Raw genomic sequence first — 20,928 nt, 5'->3', positions numbered from 1 at the left:
CTGGCCGACCGCCGACTGGCAGGCTGACCGCACTCTGGGGAGCTGGCCGACTGAAGGGGTGACCGTCCGCCGGCCGGCGCTACAATAGAACTCATGTACGAATATGAGGCTCCGGCGCAGGATTCCGAGACGCCGGCGTGGATCACCCGCTATCGGAACTTCAAGACGCTGTGTTCCTTCGTCTGCGGGGAGTACATCCGCTTCTACCTCACCACCGGCTGCGATCAGATCACCTACACGCATTCGCAGATCACCGAGGGGTTGCCGAACTACTCGTGCCGCCTGACCTCTGTCGACGGTGCGGTGCTCCTGCTGCCGCTCGACGACTGGCTGGAGTCTCTGGATGAGGTCCAGCTGCTGGTGCGGAACTGGTTGGGCGAAAACTCCGACCTCAAGGGGTGCAAGCCGGAGAAGTCGCACTATCAGGGTGACCGATACTGGTTCACCCGGTGGCAGGACGCCAACCCCTGGTGAAGGCCGCGGTGAAGGCCCTGGTGAGCGCGGCCTGCGAATCGCAGCGTCGACACCGGCCGGGGAGGCCACAGTAGAATCGGGTCATGGGCAAACGTGTGATCATCATCGTCTTAGCCGCCCTGGCCGTGCTCGGACTGGTCGCCGGCATGCTCGGCGGCACACCCACCTGAGCTGGCGGCGCAACTTCGCAATGCTATGTTGAGCGGCATGGGAAGCAACGACGATCTCAACTCACAGCAGCCGGACATGACGAGTCAGAAGCCGATCGTGAAGACCTTTCACGACGACATCGGTGTGCTCAACCATGTGCAGAAGCTCGCTTCGGAGGGCGTGCCGAAGACGGCCCTGCACATCTTCGCCCATGACGCCGAAGGTGCCGATGAAGTGGTCGGCACCGGTGCCGGCGGAACTCTGAAAGGCGTCAGGGAACTCGTGGCCGAACGGTACAACGAAAGAGACGACGAACTCAGGGAACGCTTTCAGCAGTACGGCTTCGATTCCGATGAAATAGAGAAGTTCGAATGCGAGCTCGACAACGGAGCGATTCTGCTTGTGATCGACGAACCCGATCGCTGTGCGGATTATAAAGGCAAACGCCGGACTCCGTAAGGGGCTGGTCGCGGTCATCGAGATTTGGGACGGTGGAGTCTCGGTTCGGCTGAGGTCGCGGAGCAGACGTGATCCCTGCTTCGCTGAGTACCTTCCGAACTTCGAGGAAAGGAGAAGCCGTGACCGCGAAATTCAACACGACGAACCCGGCAACCGGAGAGGTCCTCAAGGAGTTCCCCACTGCCAGCGACGAGGAGATCTCCACCGTCATCGACGCCTCCGACGCTGCCTTCCAGGCATGGCGGACGACCGATGTCCGCGATCGCACCGCTCCGCTCGCCCGAGCGGCGGACCTCATGGACGAGCGCAGGTGGGACCTCGCTGAGCTCCTCACACTCGAAATGGGCAAACTGCGCGCTGAGGCTGAGGCCGAGGTCGAACTGGCGGCGAGGATCCTGCGCTACTACGCCGAAGAGGGACCGCTGCTGCTCTCCGACGAACGGCTCGAACCCGCCAGCGGAGGCAGCGCCGTGATGAAGTGCGAACCCATCGGCCCGATCCTCGGCGTGATGCCGTGGAACTTCCCCTACTATCAGGTCGCCCGGCTCGCCGCACCGAACCTCGTGGCGGGCAACACCATCATCCTCAAACACGCATCGAACTGCCCGCAGTCGGCTCTGGCGTTCGAGAAGGTCATGAACGATGCGCGTCTGCCGTCCGGCTGCTATCAGAACGTCTTCGCCGACAACGATCAGATCCAGACGATCATCGCCGACGAGCGTGTTCGAGGCGCTTCGCTGACCGGCTCCGAAGGCGCCGGTGCGGCAGTGGCGAGCGGCGCGGGAGACAATCTCAAGAAATCGATCCTCGAACTCGGCGGAAGCGATCCGTTCGTCGTCCTCGATTCAGCGGATCTGGACGCAACCGTCAACGCCGCTGTGAAAGGGCGGATGACGAACTCCGGCCAGAGCTGCATCGCCTCCAAGCGTCTCATCGTGGTCGAAGATCTCTACGACGAGTTCGTGGATCTGCTGACGGCGAAGATGTCGCAGTTCGTCGCCGGCGACCCGGCCGACTCTGTGACGACGATGGCACCTCTGTCCTCCGAACAGGCCGCCCGAGACCTCATGGAACAGGTCGAGGACGCGGTCGACCACGGTGCGAAGGTCCACACCGGCGGGCACCGAGTCGATCGACCGGGTGCCTTCGTCGAACCCACGGTGCTGACCGGGGTGACCGAACAGATGCGCGCCTACTCGGAGGAGCTGTTCGGTCCCGTCGCGGTCGTCTACTCGGTCGCAGACGAGGATGAAGCCGTCGCACTCGCCAATGACTCCTCCTTCGGCCTCGGCGGCACGGTCGTCAGCGATGACATCGAGAAGGCCCAACGCGTCGCCGACCGCATCGACACCGGAATGGTGTGGATCAACCAGGCCACCTGGACCGAACCCGACCTGCCCTTCGGGGGCACGAAGCGCTCGGGCGTCGGTCGGGAGCTCGGTGCCGAGGGCATCCGCGAATTCGTCAACAGGAAGCTCATCCGCACCCCCTGATCGGGCAGCTGAGAACGAAACCGAAACCTGGAAGGAAACAGATGGATCTCAACATCCGCGACCGCAAGGCCCTGGTGACGGGGGCGAGTTCGGGCATCGGACTGGAGACGACCCGCCAGCTCCTCGCCGAAGGATCCGTCGTCGTGATGACCGGCCCCGATCCTGATGAACTCAAAGCCGCCGTCGACGAACTCGCCGAGTTCAAGGAGCGAATCTACGCCCACGACGCGGACATCGCCGATGACGAGTCTGTTGACGCTCTCGCCGCGACCGTCGCCGCCGAGGTCGGTGACCTCGACATCCTCGTCAATGTCGCCGGCATTCACGGGGCCGGCGGCCTGTTCCACGAGATCAGCCAGGAGGGCTGGGACCGAACCATCGACGTCGACCTCATGGGACCGGTCCGTGTCACGCGGGCGTTCCTTCCAGGGCTTCGCCGAGGTGGCTGGGGCCGCATCGTGTTCGTGTCCTCCGAAGACGCGGTGCAGCCCTATGACGATGAGTTGCCGTACTGTGCGGCCAAAGCCGGCATGCTCTCCCTGGCCAAGGGACTCTCACGCACGTACGCCTCCGAAGGACTGCTGGTCAATACCGTCTCTCCGGCGTTCATCGCCACCGCCATGACCGACGAGATGATGAATGAGCGAGCACAGCAGAAGGGAACGAGCTTCGACGAGGCCATCGCCTCGTTCCTGCGCGAGGAGCGTCCGTTCATGGAGCTCGGTCGCCGCGGCCGACCGGAGGAGGTGGCCAAGGTCATCGCATTCCTGTGCTCCGACGCCGCGAGCTTCGTCAACGGTTCGAACTATCGCGTGGACGCCGGATCGGTTGCCACGATCTAGTGCGCCACAGCGCGCCGAACACCGAATACAGGCACAGCAGAGACGACAGGAAGAGGAGCATCCGACATGGCTGAGTTCCGATATGTGATCATCGGCGGCGGCATGGCCGCTGACTCCGCGGCCCGGGGGATCAGGGAGATCGACGAGGAGGGTTCGATCGCCATCATCAGCGATGACGTCGACGAGCCCTATACGCGTCCCGCGCTGAGCAAGCGACTGTGGACCGACGAGAGCTTCGATGAGAGCGACAACTACTTCGACACCGCCGAGGCGACCGGAGCCCGGATCAGCCTGCGCACGGAAGCGACCGAGGTCGACGTCGACGCGAAATCCGTGAGGACGACCCTCGGCGACTTCACCTATGACAAGCTGCTCTTCGCCACTGGCGGGCACCCGAAGGGCATCGATCTGGACGAAGGCGAGCGGGTCATCCGCTTCCGCGAATTCGCCGACTACCGCCGTCTGCGGGACCTGTCGGGCCAGAACCTGAGCATCGCAGTCATCGGCGGCGGTTTCATCGGCACCGAACTCGCCGCTGCTCTGGTGCAGAACACGACCCGAACGACTCTGATCTTCGACGACGACACCCTCGGCGGCTCCATCTTTCCGCCGGACCTCGCCAAGCAGTTCCACGAACTCTATCGCAGCCACGGAGTGACTCTCGTGCCGGGCACGAAGGCTTCGGGTGGGCACGTCGACGGCGATCGAGTGGTGCTCGACTGGGACGGCGAGTCGCATGAGTTCGACGCAGTGGTCGTCGGCCTCGGCATCGCACCGGCGACCCGGCTCGCAGAGGATGCGGGACTGGAGACCGATGACGGGATCATCGTCGACGAATCGCTGCGGACCTCGAAACCGGACGTCTTCGCGGCTGGTGACGTTGCTCGCTATCCGGACAGGCTCCTCGGCCGGCAGCGTGTCGAACACGTCGACAACGCCACCCAGATGGGCAGGGCCGTCGGGCGGATCATGGCCGGCGCGAACGAGTCCTACACCCACACGCCGTACTTCTACACGAATGTCTTCGACTTCGGCTACCAGGCGGTCGGCGAGCTCGATCCCGCTCTGCGCACCGTCGAAGACTGGCAGAAGCCCCATACGGACGGCGTGGTGTACTACCTCGGCGAGGACGGACGCGTCCGCGGGGTTCTCATGGTGAATATGGAGGGCCGACTCGATGACGCTCGGGAGGTCCTGGGCGAAGACTGGGAACACGTACCGGGCGATCTCGTGAACAGGATCTCGTGAACTGATTCTCCGAGGACGGACCCGCGGGAGCCGTAGACTACTCGCCTTCGGGCATTCCCACCATGCCTTGTCGGCCCCGCAGAGTGTGCTTAGACTTCCTGGCAATCAGGGGACTCTGTCCCGGAAGTGTCCAGGAGGCGTGAGATGAGCGAGAAGATCGAACTCGGGACGATCAAGACCGATGTGCCGGCCCGGTTGGACCGGCTGCCGTGGGCCCGCTTCCACTGGATGGTCGTCGTCGGACTCGGCAGTGTGTGGATCCTCGACGGACTCGAGGTCACGATGGTCGGCAACGTCGCTGCTCGGATGACCGAAGAGGGCAGCGGCATCGACATGACCGCAGGGCAGATCGGCACCGCCGGAGCCATCTACGTCCTCGGTGCCTGTGTCGGCGCAATCGTCTTCGGCCAGCTCACCGACCGCTTCGGTCGCCGTAAGCTCTTCCTCATCACTCTCGTGCTCTATCTCGTCGCCACGGTCGCCACCGCGTTCTCCTTCTCTCCGTGGTACTTCTTCCTCGTCCGTTTCCTCACCGGTGCCGGCATCGGCGGCGAGTACGCGGCTGTGAACTCTGCCATCGACGAACTCATCCCGGCCCGTGTCCGCGGTCGCATCGACCTCATCATCAACGGCTCCTACTGGCTCGGTGCCGCAGGCGGGGCGGCGACGACCCTGCTCCTGCTCAACACCGATATCCTGCCGAAGATGATCGGCTGGCGTCTGGCCTTCGCCGTCGGGATGCTGCTGGCGATCTTCGTCTTCGTCGTGCGGAAGAACGTGCCCGAAAGCCCGAGGTGGCTGTTCATCCACGGTCAGAACGACGAGGCCGAACGCATCGTCGGAGAGATCGAAGACGGCGTCGAGTCGGAGACCTCACAGACCCTGCCGCCGCCGAAGAAGACCATCACCGTCCGGCAGCGGAAGACGATCTCCTTCGTCGAGATCATGAAGGTCGCCTTCACGATCTACCCGAAGCGAGCGTTCCTCTGCCTCCTCCTCTTCGTCGGGCAAGCCTTCCTCTACAACGGGATCACCTTCAACCTGGGCACGCTGTTCAACGGCTTCTACGGAGTGGCCGAGGCCAGCGTGCCGATCTTCATCATCCTGTGGTCGCTGAGCAACTTCGCCGGCCCCGTCGTCCTCGGCAGACTCTTCGACACGATCGGTCGGAAACCGATGATCTCGTTCAGCTACCTCGGATCGGCGGTCGTCGCAGTCGTCCTCGCGCTCGTCTTCAACGCCGAGGTCGGCGGAGAATGGCTCTTCCTCATCATCCTCATCGTCTGCTTCTTCCTCGCCTCGTCCGGAGCCAGTGCGGCCTACCTCACCGTCAGCGAGATCTTCCCGATGGAGACCCGAGCTCTGGCCATCGCGTTCTTCTACGCCATCGGCACCGCCGCCGGAGGCATCGCCGGACCGCTGCTCTTCGGCGGCATGATCGAGTCCGGCGACCGCTCCCAGGTGGCCTGGGCGTTCTGCATCGGGGCGGCTGTCATGGCGCTCGGCGGCGTGGCCGAACTGATCTTCGGAGTCAAGGCGGAAGGTGCCGACCTCGAAGACATCGCCCGACCCCTGACGGCCGAGGACGCTGAGAGTGCCGAAGGCGCCGCGGAGAGCGGTGCCGAACCGACCGAGCGCAGCGAGCGGGCAGACTCCGCCGGCACGGCCGAATCGTCGGCGGGGCCCGAGGCTCGAAGCCGTGGAGATCGCCTGCGTCCGGGCCCGGGATCGGTCGGCGTCTATGCCCCGTGGCCTTCGGTGTCCTCACGCGACGTCCCGCCCGAGGTCTCGGCCAACGAGGTCAACGGCATCATCGATTTCGTCCGCGACATGGAACCTGTCGGAGAGGTGGAGCTCTACCGTGCGATCGGCGCTCGCCGGTGGGGCCCCGGACGCTTCCATGCGGCGGTGCGGGAAGCGATTCGACAGGGAGCAGTCCATCGCAATCGCCGAGGCAGGCTCGAGTACCGAGGCGATCGGTCATAGACCGGTTTCGTCGGTCAGCGGGGCTCGCGGAGGCGGCGGAAGCATATCGATGAGTTCATTGACGGCCTCGGCCAGAATGTCGTGCTGATAGGGGGTGAGGAAGTAGGCCTCGTGGAGGTAGGCGTCGAGTTCGTATTCGGTGAGATCACCGCCGAGGCTGACATAGTGCAGCCACACTCCGAAAACCGACATGTTCCAGAATTCGGCAACCTCTTTGAGCTTCCTCCGTCTTCTGATTGCTCGCTCGTCTGAGAACTCGGTGCCGGATCGGGGATCGATGCGCTTCGGGTTCTGATCGTCCATTCGTCTGCTGATTCGGCTCGTGGATCGGCAACAGGAAGTCTGTCCTGCCGGGTGTGTCGGCGATCCGGAACCCAGCGACCCTCGATCGTGCTCGGGTCACCCGTCTCGGATCTTCCGGAAAGTGTATGTTCTGTTTCTCGATCGAGGCTAGGGGTGATCGACGATCCGGCTGCCGCGTCTGAATCGCCGCGAGCCCCCACTGCGCGCGCCCTCCTTCCGGACCTCTACGCAGGTATTTCCGTGAGGCCCCGTCGCCTCTGTCGCATCTGCCGCCCGTCCAATAGCGTGAGCGGGTCAGAAGCGGAATGAGGTGACGAGATGAGCGGTTTCGGCATCGAGGAGGAATTCCTCCTCGTCGATCGACGTTCTCTGCTGCCTGCTCGATCGGAGAGCGGCCTGCAGGAGATCCAGCGCGCGGTGAGTCCGCGCAGCGGATCAGCCTGCGCCGAATGGCTGCCCGGCCAGATCGAGTTCGCAACTCCCGTCCTGACCACGGCTGCCGAGGCGTTGGAATCGCTGCACACGTTTCGCCGCGGCCTCTCGGCAGCGGCTGGGCAGCGCGGGCTGCTCGCTGTCGGCCTCGGCACAGCGCCTCAGATTCCGGAGACTCCGGCGGGAGTCAGCGAGGGCGGCCGGTACCGTGAATTCGCACAGCTCGCCCCCGGGATCGCCGCCGACCAGTACGTCAACGGCATGCATGTCCATGTCGACATCCCCACCAGGGAAGCAGGCCTGAGGGCTGTCAACGGCCTGCGTAACTGGATTCCCGTGCTCACTGCCTTGAGCGCGAATTCTCCCCTCTGGCGCGGAGCCGACAGCGGGTTCGCCAGCTGGCGTTCCATCCATTACCGGCGGTGGGTCGTCTTCGGCATTCCGCCTCACTTCCACGACCTCGACGACTACGACGCGCAGACCGATGCTGCGCTGCGGTCCGACGTGGTGATCGATGAGGCGACTCTGGGGTGGCTGGTCAGGCTCTCGCCCGGCACAGGACCGTCGAAGTCCGGACCTGTGACGTGCAGCTGGACACCGAGACCACCGTGACCCTCGCGCTGCTCATCCGTGCGCTCGCAGACGTCGCTATGAACGACCGGGTGAGCGACCCGGTCATTGCGAATCTGCTGAACATCGCTCATTGGCAGGCTGCGCGTTTCGGCCTCACGGGAGCGCTGTTCGACCCGGAGACGCTGACCACCACACCGGCTGCAGAAGCCGTCCGAAAAGCCTTCGACCATGCACGGCCGGCCCTGTTGCGCACAGGGGACGCCGACCGAGTTCACCAGGGGCTCTGTCGTCTTCTCAAGTGGGGTACCGGGTCCGAAGAACAGCGTCGGGAGGTGGCGATAAAGGGGACAGGGGGCCTGCTGGAATTCGCATCACACAGATTGACAGACATTTCTCACGATGAGTCCAGACACTATGCTGCGACACTCTGAACCGTTTCTGACCCCCCTTGACGGATTCGGGGTGGCTGAACAGACGATTGTGAAAAGGGCAGATTGCTCTTGGCTTCCACGAAAGCCCGCAGACGCGTTCAGGACTCTGCGACGGTCTCGGACGACAGGCGGAGACGAATTCTCACCGCACTCGTCACGAGGCGATATACCGCGAAACAGCGATCAGCACAGAGGGGCGCCAACCCATCGCATGGCAATCCCAGCCCTGGGCCCCTGGCTTCCATCCTTCAATCTCGGTCCGTGCCCATCAGCGCGGAGACGGAGGCAATCATGAACAACAAGATGAAGATCACCGGCCTGATACTGGCGGGCTACATGCTCGGCAGAACCAAGAAGCTCGGCCTGGCACTCACGGTCGCTTCAGCCGTAGCCGGGACGACTGCAGCGAAGAATCGCGATCAGCTTCTGGACGGACTCAAGGAATTCGCTGATTCTTCGCCCGAGCTCAAGAGTCTTCAGGAGAAGATCACCGGTCGCCTGGCCGAATCCGGCAAGAGCGCGGTGAAAGCCGTGGCAGCGAAGGGAGTCGATCAGCTCAGCGTCAAGCTTCAGGATCAGACCGAGAAGATGAAGTCGACGCTCGATGACGCCGCCGACTCGATCGACCCCAATGTCGATGACAGTGAGGGCGCGGACGACGAAGAGGACGCACCCGAGGCAGAGGACGAGAACGCTCCCGAGAACGCGGAGGAGTCTGAAGCCGAGGAGGCGGAGCAGACCGACGATGAGCAGGAGGGCGACGAAGAGCCGCAGGCAGAGGAGCAAGCTCCGAAGAAGCCGGCAGCCAAGCGCTCCACGACGTCGAACCGCTCTGCGAGGGGCACGCGTTCGTCGAAGTCTTCGACCGCTTCGCGCGGCTCGCGCACGAAGTCGGGCTCCAAGCGCTCGACGACTGCGAAGAAGACATCGACCCGCGCCACCGCCAAGCCCGAGGAGGCCGAAGATGAGTGATGATTCGATCTTCAGCGGCCTCAAACAGCAGGCCGGAGAATTTGCCAAGACCGTCGGACGCAAGGCGGTGAACTCCGTCGGCGACAGAGTCGAGAAGATCGCCGATCGTCTCGATGGTGTGGGCGAGGGTCCGGCACCCGCAGCCCAGGCCGGCGCAGAGGAGATCGCCGAGGGCAAGTCACCGGCGAAAGCGGCGTTGTCCGCAGCGACGACCGGTGTCAAGGAGAAGGTCAAGGGTCTGTTCGGCGGCGGCTCGAGCGGTTCGGGCGGCTCCGGTGATTTCAAGTTCTCCAACATCGTGGAGACCGCCGAGGTCGGTGTCCCTCTGAACGTGGCCTACAACGCGTTCACGACGTTCGAGGACTGGCCCGACTTCATGAAGAAGGTCGAGAACGTCGAACGCACCGACGATGTCACCCTCAGCATCAAGGGACAGGCCGTCTGGTCGCATCGGACCTGGGAAGCCACGATCACCGAGCAGGTTCCCGACTCCCACATCGTCTGGGAATCGACCGGCGAGAAGGGCTATATCAGCGGCAGCATCTCCTTCCACGAGGTCGCGCCCAGGCTGACTCGGATCATTGCAGTGGGCGAGTATCACAAACAGGGCTTCATGGAAGGCGTCGGTGCCCTGTGGTTCACCGTGCCCCGTCGTTTCCGCCTCGAATTGAAGTTCTTCGTCCGTCATGTGATGAGACAGATCATGCTCGACCCCGACAGCGTCGAAGGATGGCGCGGAGAGATCCGCGACGGGGAACTCGTCACCTCCCACGAGGACGGCCTCGAGCAGGAGTCAGAGGCCGAGTCCGCCGAGGGCGACGCCGATGAGGACTACGAGGAGGAGCCCGCCGAGGGCGACGCCGATGAGGACTACGAGGAGGAACCGGCAGAGGAATACGAGGAGGAACCGGTCGAGGCAGATGACGCGGAGCCGGCAGAGGGATACGAGGACGAGGAACCGGCCGAGGCAGACGACGCGGAGCCCGCAGAGGACTTCGAGGAGGAGCCGGAGGCCGCTGAGTCCGAGGAGCCCGTGGAATACGAGGAATCCGAAGAACCAGACGATGAGGGGCGCGGCTGAGCGCCCTCCGATTGGGAAGTAGGCAAGGACAATGAGCACCAGCACAGTTGAACGTTCACGCGGCAGCTACGTCGACCGTCCGTCATCGAGCTCGCTCGCGGACGTCATCGAGATCATCCTCGACAAGGGCCTGGTCATCGATGCATACGTACGCGTCTCACTGGTGGGGATCGAGATTCTCACGATCGACGCGCGCATCGTCATCGCCAGCGTGGACACCTATCTGCGCTTCGCCGAAGCGACGAACCGCCTCGATCTGACCCAGCAGGGCGGACGCGATCTGCCGGAGATGATGGGCGGAATGATGGAGAACGGCTCCAAGGGCAAGACCCAAGGAGCTGTGGAAGGCATCAAGGATGCCCTCACCTCGGATGACTCCGATGACGACTCCGATGAGAGTTCGAACCAGGAGAAGTCGCGTCGCCGGACCAAACGCCCGGCGCGCAGCTCCTCGGAGTCCGAATGAGTGAAGAAGGCGCACCCTTGGCAGATCGGTATCTGTACGGGATCGTACGCGCCGGTGCCGAGCTGCCGACCGGGCCCGACGGGATGCAGGGCAATGCCCTTGCTCTCGTCGAGTCCGGGGCAGTTGCGGCCGTGGTCACGGAACTCGCGGACAGTGGGATGCTGGGCACTCCCGAAGCTCTGCAGAACCACAGCGTCGTCCTCGACGAGCTGGCCGAGAAGCAGCCGGTGCTGCCGCTTGCATTCGGAACCGTCGTCCCCGGAGGGGCCGATATCGCCGAGGAGGTTCTCGCTCCGCAGGCGGAGGTCTTCGCCGAGGCGCTCGAACAGCTGTCCGGATGCACGCAGTTCACCCTGAGGATCACCTTCGATCGAGACGCGATACTGCGGGAGATCGTCAGCGGCAACCCTGAGGTGGCCGAGCTGAGGGAGAGGATCAGCGGCACGAGCGAAGACGAGACGCGGAACGAACGCATCCGGCTCGGAGAGATCGTCGTCACGACGATGGAGAGCTGGAGAAGGACCGAAGCTCCTCCGATCCTCGAGCAGATCCGCTCCGCGACCGTCGAGACGGCGATGCGAGAAGTCGGCCAGGCCGAGGACGTCGCCGAGGTGGCGGTGCTGGTCCGCAGGGACGCCCTCGACGAGTTCGACGCCGTCATCGAGGAGTTGGCCGAGGCGAACCAGGAGCGGATGAGATTCCGGCTGATCGGACCGCAGGCACCCTACGACTTCGTCCCCGAGGCATAGGTGACGTCATGGGACTCCTGTCAGCAGTATTCGGTGCTCCCTTGGCACCGCTCAAGGGAACCGTATGGGTCGCCGAGCAGGTCAGAGGAGAAGCCGAGAAGCGCTATTTCGATCCCGGTGCCATCCGGCGCCAGCTGGAAGAGGTTGCCGAGGCACGCGAGCGCGGATCGATCAGTGATGACGAAGCCGATGCCCTCGAGCGTGAGCTCGTCGGACGACTGCTCGAGGGCCGTCGGCGCAGAACCGAGGAGGACCGATGAGCGAAGAGTCGAGAGCGAACGAAGAGTCGAGAGCAGAGGGCAACTCTGCAGACGATGGGGGCACCACCACGAAGCGCGCCCGGAAGCCGGCTGAGAAGGAGCGCACGACAGCCGGGACGCCCCGCCGGTCGTCCGCATCCGCGTCGTCTTCACGCGAGAAGGCGACGTCCTCGTCATCTGAGAAGGCGAAGTCGTCCTCACGCTCGGAGAGTCGGTCCCACAGCGCGACCGGTCAGAGGATCTCTGCGGTCAGCGCGGTGAAGAAGGCGATCGAGCAGTTCAGCACCCTCACCGGCAGACCTCCGGAGTCCGTGGTCGGCACGAGGTGGAAGGACGACCGCTGGTCCGTGCGTCTGGAGGTCGTGGAATCGCGACGCATTCCCGACAGCGCGGATCTGCTGGCCGAGTACGAGGTCGAGCTCGATGCGGACGGTGAGCTCATGGCCTATGACAGGAAGGATCGCTACGTTCGCGGCCGGCCGAGCGAGTGATCGAAAGGGCGATATGAGCATCATGAATCAGTCGAACGACGCGATGCAGCCGCAGCGCAGCCAGGAAGGCACGCTCCTGCACGTCGTGGAGACGCTGCTGGACAAAGGCCTGGTCCTCAACGCGGACATCATGGTCTCCGTGGCCGGTGTCGAGCTGCTGGGAATCCGGATCAGGGCCGCCCTGGCCTCCTTCGAGACCGCGGCCCGCTACGGACTGGACTTCCCCGCGGGCACGGACCGGGAGACCGTCGCATGGAAGGAAGCAGTCGAGCAGAAGGACACCTGCCCCGAATGCGGGAAGCGCTCCGCACTCGCGCAGCTGATGAACGACTACTGCCCCTGGTGCGGGTGGCAGAGTGCGCGTTCGAAGCGGATCGAGGCCGGGGAGCAGGCCCAGCTGAACTCCGCGGACGACGCTGACACCTCCTCGGAACAAGCCGCCGGCTCTTCCGGCGACGACCGCTGAGGCGACCATGCCCGCAGACGCAATCATGCAGCCCACACGCGACCCGCGGGCGACTCTGCCCGATCTCATCGAGGTGCTTCTCAACAAGGGCGTCCATCTCAACCTCGACCTCATCATCTCGGTGTCGGACATCCCGCTCATCGGAATCAATCTGCGCGCCACGATCGCGGGGATCGAGACGATGATCGAGTACGGGATGATGCAGCAGTGGGACCGAGACACCCGGGAGTGGGTGCAGAGAGCGGTCCGCACACATCTGCCGCTGGCCGCCGACGAGGAGATCCTCGCCAAGATGGCAGGAGGGCACTATCAGGACAACTTCTATCGGACGTGGCGGCCCGGCAGCGCCTATCTCACCACCCAGCGTCTCATCATCCATCGACGGGACCCTGCAGAGACACTGTGGCAGACGCGCCTGGACGCGATCGCCTCGGTCTCCGCGCTGCGCGAGCCCTCCATCGGAGGTGAAGAGCGCACGCGCATCCTCGTCGGGCTCAACGACGGCACCGAGGCGATCCTTTCGGCCCTCGAGCCCGATCGCCTCATCTCCCTGGTCCAGGCTCGGCTCGACCGGGCCGACGGCGGCTCATCCTCGGCGCCGGAGGCGACGACGGCGGAGGACCGACCTCTGCGAGAGGGACGGATGTGGTTTCTCGAGACCCTGTCGTCCGGGAGCACGTGGCGCGGCGGGCAGGCGCAGCTTTCGAACACGGAACTGACCTGGAGGTCGCCGATGGACGGCCGCGCCCGAGTGCGGATCTCCCCTGAACAGCTGAAGGCCATGCACCGGGAAGAGCACAGCAACCCCACCGACGACGGACAGGCCCTCATTCTCGAGACCGGGGACTCGACCATCACACTGGCCGCAGACGATGCCGGTGCATGGTCCAGGATGCTCGATGACTGGCGAACAGGAGCACTCGATGACGGGGCTCGCGTGCCGCTCGAGGAGCCCACGCGACCTGACAGCAACCGCGCCGACCGCGCCGAAGAAGGAGCAGCATCATGACGCTCAATGTCAACGAGGAGAGCCTCAAACACGGGGTTCTCACCCTCGTCGTCACCCTCGTCGAGGTGATTCAGGAAGCCCTCGAGACCCAAGCGGTGCGCCGGATGGAAGGCGGGGACCTCACCGAGGACGAACAGAACCGCCTCGGCGAGGCCCTCCTCGAACTCGATGAGGCGATGGACCAGATCAAGGACCAGCACGGGATCACCGGCTCCGTCGACGATCTGCACCGAGGCCTCGATGACGTCGTCGATGAAGTCGTCGACAAGCTCATCAATCCGGCCAGATGGGCCGAGGAGAACGGAAAGGGCGTCGAATGAACGCCGATGGTGACATGCTCTACGTCTACGCCATCGTCGCCGGCGATGACTACACTCCTGCCGTCACGGGCATCGACGGTTCCGCGCTCCACATGGTCGGACGCGACACCGGCCCGAGGGCCGTGGTCCACCGCCACACCCGAGGTCCCTTCGACGGGCCGGACGATTCCGTGCGTCGGTGGGTGCTCGAACACAGCGAAGTCATCGATGATGCCTGGCAGAACTCACCGGCCCTCCTCCCGGTCTCCTTCAACGTCATCGTCCGCTCGGACCCGGAGACCGAGGCGACGGCGACGAAGCAGCTCGAACAGTGGCTCGACGACTCCGCGGAGACGCTGTCGAGACGACTCGAGGAGCTGCACGACACCTCCGAGCTGCGCGTCGAACTGTCCCTGGACGGAAGCCTGCTCGAGGAGGTCGACGCAGAGGTCGGCGACATGAGGACGGAGGTGGAGAACCGTCCTGCAGGAGTGCGCCGACTGCTCGAGAAGCGACTGGAGAAGACGGAGAAGGAGATCGTCGATCAAGCGGCCGACAGGATCTATCCGGAGATCAGGGCCAGGATCGCCGCCCACTGTCTCGACATCGAGGAACACCGCTCCACGAGCCGCGAGAGTGGATTGACACCGGTGATCATGGCCTCGTGCCTGGTGAGAAGCACAGAGATCACGGCGCTGGGAGCCGAGCTCACCGCGCTGCAGAAACAGCAGCCGGCTCTGTCCATCCGCTTCCTCGGCCCGTGGCCGCCGTATTCCTTCGCCGACGTCTCCATCAGCGAGGAGGGGAACCCGAGCAGCTCTGCACCAGACGCGCCGACGCCGAACCCGCAGGGGGAGACAACATGAGAGTCGCAGTCGTCGGAGCGACCGGCAACGTCGGCACAGCGGTCCTCGACGTGCTCGGGCGCACGCCCGAAGTCACCTCGGTGCTGGGGATATCCAGACGGATGCCCGACACCGAGGCCGAACCGTATTCCGGATGCGAATGGAGAGCGATCGACATCGCCGCCGCGAGCAACCAGAACACGGCGCACCGCGATCTCACAGAAGCGCTGACCGGTGCCGACTCCGTCATCCACCTGGCCTGGCTGATCCAGCCCAACAGCGACCGGGACCTGCTCCGACGCGTCAACGTCGACGGCACGTCCCGTGTGGCCGCAGCCGTCGCGGCGGCCGGCGTCCCGCATCTCGTCGTGGCGTCCTCGGTCGGCGCCTACTCTCCCGATGACAGCATGGACAGGCGCGATGAGGAATGGCCGACCGAGGGGATCCGCTCCTCCCACTACAGTGTGGACAAAGCCGCCCAGGAACGCGTACTCGACGACTTCTGCGCCGAGCATCCCGAGATCACGGTGACCCGGCTGCGCCCCGCACTCATCTTCTCAGCCCCTGCCGCCTCGGAGATACAGCGGTACTTCCTCAGCACCTGGATGCCCGTCCAGCTGCTGCGCGCGGGTCGGCTGCCGTTCCTGCCGCTGCCCGCGGGACTGCGCGGCGTTCAGGCGGTGCACTCGACCGACGTCGCCCGTGCCTATGTCGCCAGTGTCCTCCATCGCCGTCCGGGTGCCTTCAACATCTGCGCCGATGATGTGCTCCATCCCAAGGATCTGGCCGAACTGCTCGACCACGGCAGGCACGTCCAGGTTCCGGACGGCGCAGTACGCGCGGCTCTGAGCGTGGGCCACAGCAGCTCACTGGTCGCCGCCGATGCCGGATGGCTCGACATGGGCCTGCACGTGCCGCTGATGGACAATGCGCGTGCACGGCGGGAACTCGACTGGGAGCCGGAGTACAGTGCCATGGACGCCGCGCGCGAACTGCTCAAAGGCATGGCCGACGGCGAGGGCACCGCCTCCGTCCCGCTGCGTCCACGCGATGTCGAACATACGCAGCTGCGGGCAACCGACGATACGAGCAGCGGGCACGAAGCATCGGGTGCGGACGAGCAGCACAATGAGATCGACATGGACCTCCTGGGCCTCTATCTCAGCGACCATCTCACCGGGGCCACCGCCGGAGCGGAGAGGATCGAACGGATGGCGGCCGACTTCGCCGACACTCCCGTCTTCGCGGCCCTGTCCGAGCTGGCCGCGGAGATCCGCGGCGAACATCTCTACGTCCGGCACCTCATCAGCCAGATGGGCCTCCGACGCCGTCCTCTCGCCGAGGCGGTCTCCTGGGTGGGAGAGAGGATCGGACGGCTGAAGAGCAACGGCTCGCTGCTCAAGCGTTCGCCCATGACTCTCGTGCTCGAAGCCGAGCTCATGCGCAGCGCGGTCATCGGCAAACTGGGGATGTGGCAGACGCTTGAGGACAACGCCGAGGCACTCGGCCTGGATGCCGAACAGTTCCGTGAGTCCGCGCAGAAGGCAGAACACCAACGCGAAGTGCTCGACACAGTGCACAGCTATGCTCGGAGCCGAGCGTTCCGCCGGGATCGGGCTGTCTACGATCGGGCCTCGGGAGTCAGCCCTGTGCGCAGCGACTGAGACACCGTGCCGCGCGGGGCGCCCCGGAAATATGCTAGGGCGCTGCGGTGCCGAAGCGGACCGAGACCGTTCGCAGAAGCGCCCGCAGCGCCTGTTCCTGCGTCTGCGTGAGCACCTCGATGGGTTCGCCCGAGAAGTGGTGGAGTTCGGCGGTCACCTCGTCCGCAACGAGGACCGCGATCCATGTCGTGCCCGGTTCCTCACCGTCCTGGCCATGCGGACCGCCCGCCCCGGTCGCGGCCAGAGCCACGTCGGCGCCCAGAAGCCGAGCGACGGATCGCGCCATCGCCTCGGCTGAGGTCCGCGAGATCACCGACCCGCGCGGGACCTCGAGGAGCGTGTGTTTGACCTCGCTGGAGTAAGCCACGATGCCGCCGACGAACCAGTCCCCGGAGCCGGTGACGGCAGCCAGCTGAGAGGCGATCCGGCCGCCGGTGAGCGATTCCGCGACGGCGACATGCAGACCGTGGTCCGTGCAGAGTTCGGACAGTTTCTCGGCCGACCGGGCGGCGTCTCTCTCATGTCCGTCTCTGCTGCTCCCTGCCGCGGCGGCTTCAGTCATGGGTAAACCGTCCTTTCGTGGTCCTTCCCGCGACGGGAAGTTCGACCGTCGGCTGCAGACAGACGTCGGTGCCGTGCGTGCACTTCCGCTGCCGGCGACGCCACCCTTCTTCAGCGTTGGCAGGCAGTGTCTCAGGACCCGACCCGGGCCCACGCCCGGTGCTCGCTCAGGCCCTCCTGCAGCTGCGAGAGCGCTGTTTCGAGGTCATCTCTGCAGTAGACTCCGGGGTCGTCGGCCTTGATGCCGTACTTCTCCATCATGGTGCAGGAGCCTCCGCTGGCGGCGATGAACTTGAGATGACGCCATGCTTCCGTGATCAGGAGCTCGATCTCGGTGGTCAGCTCGGCACCATCGGCGAAGAAGAAGGCGTCGAATTCGCTCGAGGCCACGGTCAGGTATGTCCGCTCGACCGCGATGCTCCGCTCGCCGGAGGTGATGCGTCCACCCACCGGAGCGATCGTGATGGGCACCATTCCCGCCTCGGCGATGCGATCGTAGGCACGGATGACCTGCTCGGCGTCGGTCTCGCTGCCGGTGACGATGCCGATCTTGCGCCCGTCGACCGGCCAGTGCTTCCCCACCTGGGACAGTGCCGGGCTCGGTTCGATATCGCTGCGCGGCGGCGTCTGCGCTGCAGGGGCCTCGAGCCCCAGCCCCTCGGCGACCATGCGGGCAAGCTCCGAGTCGATGCAGGCGAGCACAGCGACCTCGCGCGCCCGGATCGTCTCCTCGCCGCATTTGCCGAGCTCGAAGGTGAAGGCATCGGCGAGGTGCTGCTGTTCGACGGGGGTGAGGCTGAGCCAGAACATGCGCGGCTGCGAATAGTGGTCGTCGAAGGACTCCGGCGAACGGCGTTCCTTCTTCGACGCCGGAATCTCGTGCGCGATTTCGACGAACGTATGCGCGTCGGCCTGCTCGGCGGGGAAGGGGTTGCCGCCGTCGAGCGAATTCGGTTTGTACGGTGCGGCGCCGCGGTGGTCGGCAGTCTGGTGCATTCCGTCACGGAACATGTCATTGACCGGGCAGTGCGGACGGTTGATGGGGATCTGGGAGAAGTTCGGTCCGCCGAGGCGGGTGATCTGAGTGTCGAGATAGGAGAACAGCCGGCCCTGCAGCAGCGGGTCGTCGGTGACGTCGATGCCGGGCACGAGGTGTCCGGGGTGGAACGCCACCTGCTCGGTCTCGGCGAAGAAGTTGCTGGGGTTGCGATCGAGTGTGAGCATTCCCAGTGGCTGCACGGGTGCGAGTTCCTCGGGCACGATCTTCGTCGGGTCGAGCAGATCGATTCCTTCGAAGGTCTCACTGGGGTCGTCGGGGAAGACCTGGACGCCGAGTTCCCACTGCGGGCATGCTCCGGCTTCGATGGCGTCGGCGAGGTCCCGACGGTGGAAGTCGGGGTCGACGCCGTTGACCATCTGCGCCTCTTCCCAGATGAGCGAGTGGACTCCGGCCTTCGGCTTCCAGTGGAACTTCACGAGGGAGGTCTCACCGGCGGTGTTCTCGACTCGGAAGGTGTGGATGCCGAAGCCCTCCATCATGCGGAAGGAGCGGGGGATGCCGCGATCGGACATCTGCCACATCGTATGATGGGTCGCCTCGGTGTGCAGGGACACGAAGTCCCAGAACGTGTCATGGGCGCTCTGCGCCTGGGGGATCTCACGGTCCGGATGCGGTTTGGCCGCGTGGACGATGTCGGGGAACTTGATCGCATCCTGGATGAAGAAGACCGGGATGTTGTTGCCGACGAGGTCGAACACCCCGTCCGTCGTATAGAACTTCGTGGCGAAGCCTCTGGTGTCGCGAACGGAATCTGCAGACCCTCGCGAGCCGACAACGGAGGAGAAGCGTGTGAATACCTCCGTCTCGACGTCGGGGCCGAGGAAGGCCGCCTTCGTGATCCCCGAGGCGGAGCCGTAGGAGACGAAGGTTCCGTGGGCGGCGGAACCACGGGCGTGGACCACACGTTCGGGGATGCGCTCATGGTCGAAGTGTGTGATCTTATCCCGCAGGTGGTGGTCCTGCAGCAGGGTCGGCCCGCGGGAACCCGCCTTGAGCGAATGATCCGTGTCATAGAGGCGGGCGCCCTGGGCAGTGGTCAGCCAGCTGCCCTGCTGGGCCTGGTCCGCCTGGGTGTCGCGGCTGGGGACCCCGGTCGGCGTCGTCGGATGCGGTCCGCTCTGGTCCTGCTTCGGCGGAAGCGGCACTCGCGGTGCCGTCGGCTCTTCGAAGTCCGGAGTGTGGGAACCGGGCTTTCCTGGAACGGTCGGACGGTCTTCTGAACTCACGATGTCTCCTCATTGATGACAGGGTTCTCACTCCTGCGTTGGCGTGTTCCGACAGTAGAGGCGATCCGCGAACGTGTGGAGCCTCTTGTGCCGAAGCGGGAAGAGGTTTATGCTTCCGCGTTCGGATCGAGGACGACCTTGATGCAGCCGTCGGTCTTCTGCTGGAACATCTCGTAGGCTGCGGAAGCTGATTCGAGGGGGAGCCTGTGGGTGACGAGGTCATCGACGCCCAGCGGGTCCGCGGAATCCTCGACCAGGGGCAGTAGGTCATCGGTCCAGCTGCGGACATTGCACTGTCCCATCCGCAGTTGGATCTGCTTGTCGAAGAGGGTGAGCAGCGGCATGGGAGACAGCGCTCCTCCGTAGACTCCGCTGAGCGAGAGGGTGCCGCCGCGACGGACCAGATCGGTCCCTGCATGGAGGACCGCGGTTCTGTCGATGCCGCTGGTCTCCATGAGCTTCCGTGCGGCAGGCGGCGGAAGCAGACCGGTCACCTGCTGTGCGGCTGAGGCCAGCGGGGATCCGTGAGCTTCCATTCCCACGGCGTCGACGACCGCGTCGGGCCCGCGCCCGGAGGTGGCTTCTCGGATGGCCGAATGCGCGTCCTCATCGAAGTCGAAGACCTCGATCCCGTGCCGAGCGGCCATGTCACGCCGTTCGGGGACCGGGTCGAGAGCGAAGACCTGCGCACCGAGGTGTCTGCCGATACGGGCGGCGAACTGGCCGACGGGCCCCAGGCCGTAGACGCCGAGCGAGTCGCCTTCCCGGATCCCGGCGTATTTCACTGCCTGCCATGCCGTGGGGAGGATGTCGCTGAGAAAGAGGTAGCGGTGGTCGGGAAGGTCGGCACCGACCTTGATCGGTCCGACGTCGGCATAGGGGACACGGAGGTATTGCGCCTGCCCGCCGGGTACGGACCCGTAGAGGCGAGAGTACCCGAACAGCTGTGCACCGGACCCGTACTGCCTCACCTGTGTGGTCTCGCATTGGGTGTACAGCCCTTGCTCGCACATCCAGCAGCGGCCGCAGGAGATGGGAAACGGCACGACCACGCGGTCATCGGTCGACAAGCCGGAATCGGGGCCGGCCTCGATCACTCGCCCCATCGTCTCGTGTCCGATGATGTCTCCGCGGTCCATGAACGGTCCCAGCACTTCGTAGAGATGGAGGTCGGACCCGCAGATGGCGGTGGAGGTGACTTCGATGATCGCGTCATTGGACTTGTGGCGGATCGGATCGGCGACCGTCTCCACCGAGATGTCTCGTTTCCCCTGCCAGGTGACTGCGCGCATTGCTTTCTCTCCTTCTCGATCGAGAGTCTGTGTCTTCCGCTGCTTCCCCGTCGACGGCGGTGGATGAACTGACAGCGTGGCAAAGTGCAGCGGCGG

At 64.8% G+C, this 20,928-nt stretch carries 21 protein-coding genes and 1 pseudogene; 18 read left to right on the top strand and 4 right to left on the bottom strand.

The genetic code is table 11. The annotated features are described in order from the left end of the window. Positions 1-93 precede the first annotated feature (93 nt). From J9314_RS14970 to J9314_RS14945, 6 genes are all read left to right on the top strand, one after another. On the top strand, positions 94-474 hold the full coding sequence (locus J9314_RS14970) for a hypothetical protein (protein ID WP_210603140.1): 381 nt from the start codon (positions 94-96) through the stop codon (positions 472-474). A 207-nt stretch (positions 475-681) separates the two neighbouring features. Continuing rightward, the gene (locus tag J9314_RS14965) at positions 682-1,083 is read left to right on the top strand and encodes a general stress protein (protein WP_210603139.1); all 402 of its coding nucleotides are present in this window, start codon (positions 682-684) and stop codon (positions 1,081-1,083) included. A 119-nt stretch (positions 1,084-1,202) separates the two neighbouring features. Beyond that, positions 1,203-2,576, top strand: a complete 1,374-nt coding sequence (locus J9314_RS14960) for an NAD-dependent succinate-semialdehyde dehydrogenase (RefSeq protein WP_210603138.1) — start codon at positions 1,203-1,205, stop codon at positions 2,574-2,576. 41 nt (positions 2,577-2,617) lie between these two features. Then, positions 2,618-3,418 (top strand): SDR family NAD(P)-dependent oxidoreductase, encoded by an 801-nt coding sequence (locus tag J9314_RS14955; RefSeq protein WP_210603137.1) that lies wholly within the window; start codon positions 2,618-2,620, stop codon positions 3,416-3,418. A gap of 66 nt (positions 3,419-3,484) precedes the next feature. Then, positions 3,485-4,666, top strand: coding sequence for an NAD(P)/FAD-dependent oxidoreductase (locus J9314_RS14950; protein ID WP_210603136.1), 1,182 nt, complete (start codon positions 3,485-3,487; stop codon positions 4,664-4,666). Between the two features lie 144 nt (positions 4,667-4,810). Next, entirely contained in the window at positions 4,811-6,652 is a 1,842-nt protein-coding gene (locus J9314_RS14945) for an MFS transporter (protein ID WP_210603135.1), read from the top strand. Here J9314_RS14945 and J9314_RS14940 read toward each other — a convergent pair. Continuing rightward, on the bottom strand, positions 6,647-6,955 hold the full coding sequence (locus tag J9314_RS14940; protein WP_210603134.1) for a hypothetical protein: 309 nt from the start codon (positions 6,953-6,955) through the stop codon (positions 6,647-6,649). The two genes, J9314_RS14945 and J9314_RS14940, sit on opposite strands and share 6 nt — an antisense overlap. Before the next feature lie 318 nt (positions 6,956-7,273). On the opposite strand from J9314_RS14940, the pseudogene J9314_RS19510 reads away from it, so the two are divergent. From J9314_RS19510 to J9314_RS14875, 12 genes and pseudogenes are all read left to right on the top strand, one after another. After that, positions 7,274-8,391, top strand: a pseudogene (locus J9314_RS19510) (carboxylate-amine ligase). Positions 8,392-8,682: 291 nt separating this feature from the next. Then, complete coding sequence (locus J9314_RS14925; protein ID WP_210603131.1) at positions 8,683-9,363, top strand: hypothetical protein; 681 nt, start codon at positions 8,683-8,685, stop codon at positions 9,361-9,363. Beyond that, positions 9,356-10,444 carry an SRPBCC family protein gene (locus J9314_RS14920; RefSeq protein WP_210603130.1) on the top strand — a complete coding sequence of 363 codons (1,089 nt, stop codon included), beginning with the start codon at positions 9,356-9,358 and terminating at the stop codon, positions 10,442-10,444. The genes J9314_RS14925 and J9314_RS14920 overlap by 8 nt, the downstream gene beginning before the upstream one ends. A gap of 31 nt (positions 10,445-10,475) precedes the next feature. Next, a complete protein-coding gene (gene gvpJ / locus J9314_RS14915; protein ID WP_210603129.1) occupies positions 10,476-10,910 on the top strand; it encodes a gas vesicle protein GvpJ in 435 nt (144 codons plus the stop codon). After that, positions 10,907-11,659 carry a GvpL/GvpF family gas vesicle protein gene (locus J9314_RS14910; RefSeq protein ID WP_210603128.1) on the top strand — a complete coding sequence of 251 codons (753 nt, stop codon included), beginning with the start codon at positions 10,907-10,909 and terminating at the stop codon, positions 11,657-11,659. The genes gvpJ and J9314_RS14910 overlap by 4 nt, the downstream gene beginning before the upstream one ends. Positions 11,660-11,667: 8 nt before the next feature. Continuing rightward, positions 11,668-11,919 carry a gas vesicle protein GvpG gene (locus tag J9314_RS14905; RefSeq protein ID WP_166822426.1) on the top strand — a complete coding sequence of 84 codons (252 nt, stop codon included), beginning with the start codon at positions 11,668-11,670 and terminating at the stop codon, positions 11,917-11,919. Beyond that, positions 11,916-12,410, top strand: a complete 495-nt coding sequence (locus J9314_RS14900; protein WP_210603127.1) for a gas vesicle protein GvpO — start codon at positions 11,916-11,918, stop codon at positions 12,408-12,410. The genes J9314_RS14905 and J9314_RS14900 overlap by 4 nt, the downstream gene beginning before the upstream one ends. Before the next feature lie 13 nt (positions 12,411-12,423). Beyond that, entirely contained in the window at positions 12,424-12,876 is a 453-nt protein-coding gene (locus J9314_RS19335; protein WP_281412336.1) for a gas vesicle protein, read from the top strand. 7 nt (positions 12,877-12,883) lie between these two features. Beyond that, entirely contained in the window at positions 12,884-13,885 is a 1,002-nt protein-coding gene (locus tag J9314_RS14890; RefSeq protein WP_210603126.1) for a gas vesicle protein, read from the top strand. After that, the gene (locus J9314_RS14885) at positions 13,882-14,205 is read left to right on the top strand and encodes a gas vesicle protein K (RefSeq protein WP_167198780.1); all 324 of its coding nucleotides are present in this window, start codon (positions 13,882-13,884) and stop codon (positions 14,203-14,205) included. The genes J9314_RS14890 and J9314_RS14885 overlap by 4 nt, the downstream gene beginning before the upstream one ends. Further along, positions 14,202-15,050: a GvpL/GvpF family gas vesicle protein gene (locus tag J9314_RS14880; RefSeq protein ID WP_210603125.1), complete on the top strand. Its 849-nt coding sequence runs from the start codon at positions 14,202-14,204 to the stop codon at positions 15,048-15,050. Before J9314_RS14885 ends, J9314_RS14880 begins: the two co-directional genes overlap by 4 nt. Further along, positions 15,047-16,693, top strand: coding sequence for an NAD-dependent epimerase/dehydratase family protein (locus J9314_RS14875; protein WP_210603124.1), 1,647 nt, complete (start codon positions 15,047-15,049; stop codon positions 16,691-16,693). The genes J9314_RS14880 and J9314_RS14875 overlap by 4 nt, the downstream gene beginning before the upstream one ends. Positions 16,694-16,727: 34 nt before the next feature. Here J9314_RS14875 and J9314_RS14870 read toward each other — a convergent pair whose 3' ends face one another. The 3 genes from J9314_RS14870 to J9314_RS14860 all read right to left on the bottom strand — a co-directional run bounded on the left by J9314_RS14870 (position 16,728) and on the right by J9314_RS14860 (position 20,832). Beyond that, the gene (locus J9314_RS14870; protein ID WP_210603123.1) at positions 16,728-17,255 is read right to left on the bottom strand and encodes a CinA family protein; all 528 of its coding nucleotides are present in this window, start codon (positions 17,253-17,255) and stop codon (positions 16,728-16,730) included. 131 nt (positions 17,256-17,386) lie between these two features. Then, a complete protein-coding gene (locus tag J9314_RS14865; protein ID WP_210603122.1) occupies positions 17,387-19,540 on the bottom strand; it encodes a catalase in 2,154 nt (717 codons plus the stop codon). Between the two features lie 107 nt (positions 19,541-19,647). Further along, on the bottom strand, positions 19,648-20,832 hold the full coding sequence (locus tag J9314_RS14860; RefSeq protein WP_210603121.1) for an alcohol dehydrogenase catalytic domain-containing protein: 1,185 nt from the start codon (positions 20,830-20,832) through the stop codon (positions 19,648-19,650). Positions 20,833-20,928 lie beyond the last annotated feature (96 nt).

The organism is Brevibacterium oceani, from assembly GCF_017948325.1.
Classification (GTDB): domain Bacteria; phylum Actinomycetota; class Actinomycetes; order Actinomycetales; family Brevibacteriaceae; genus Brevibacterium; species Brevibacterium oceani.
This window is presented reverse-complemented; position numbering and strand designations above follow the sequence as displayed.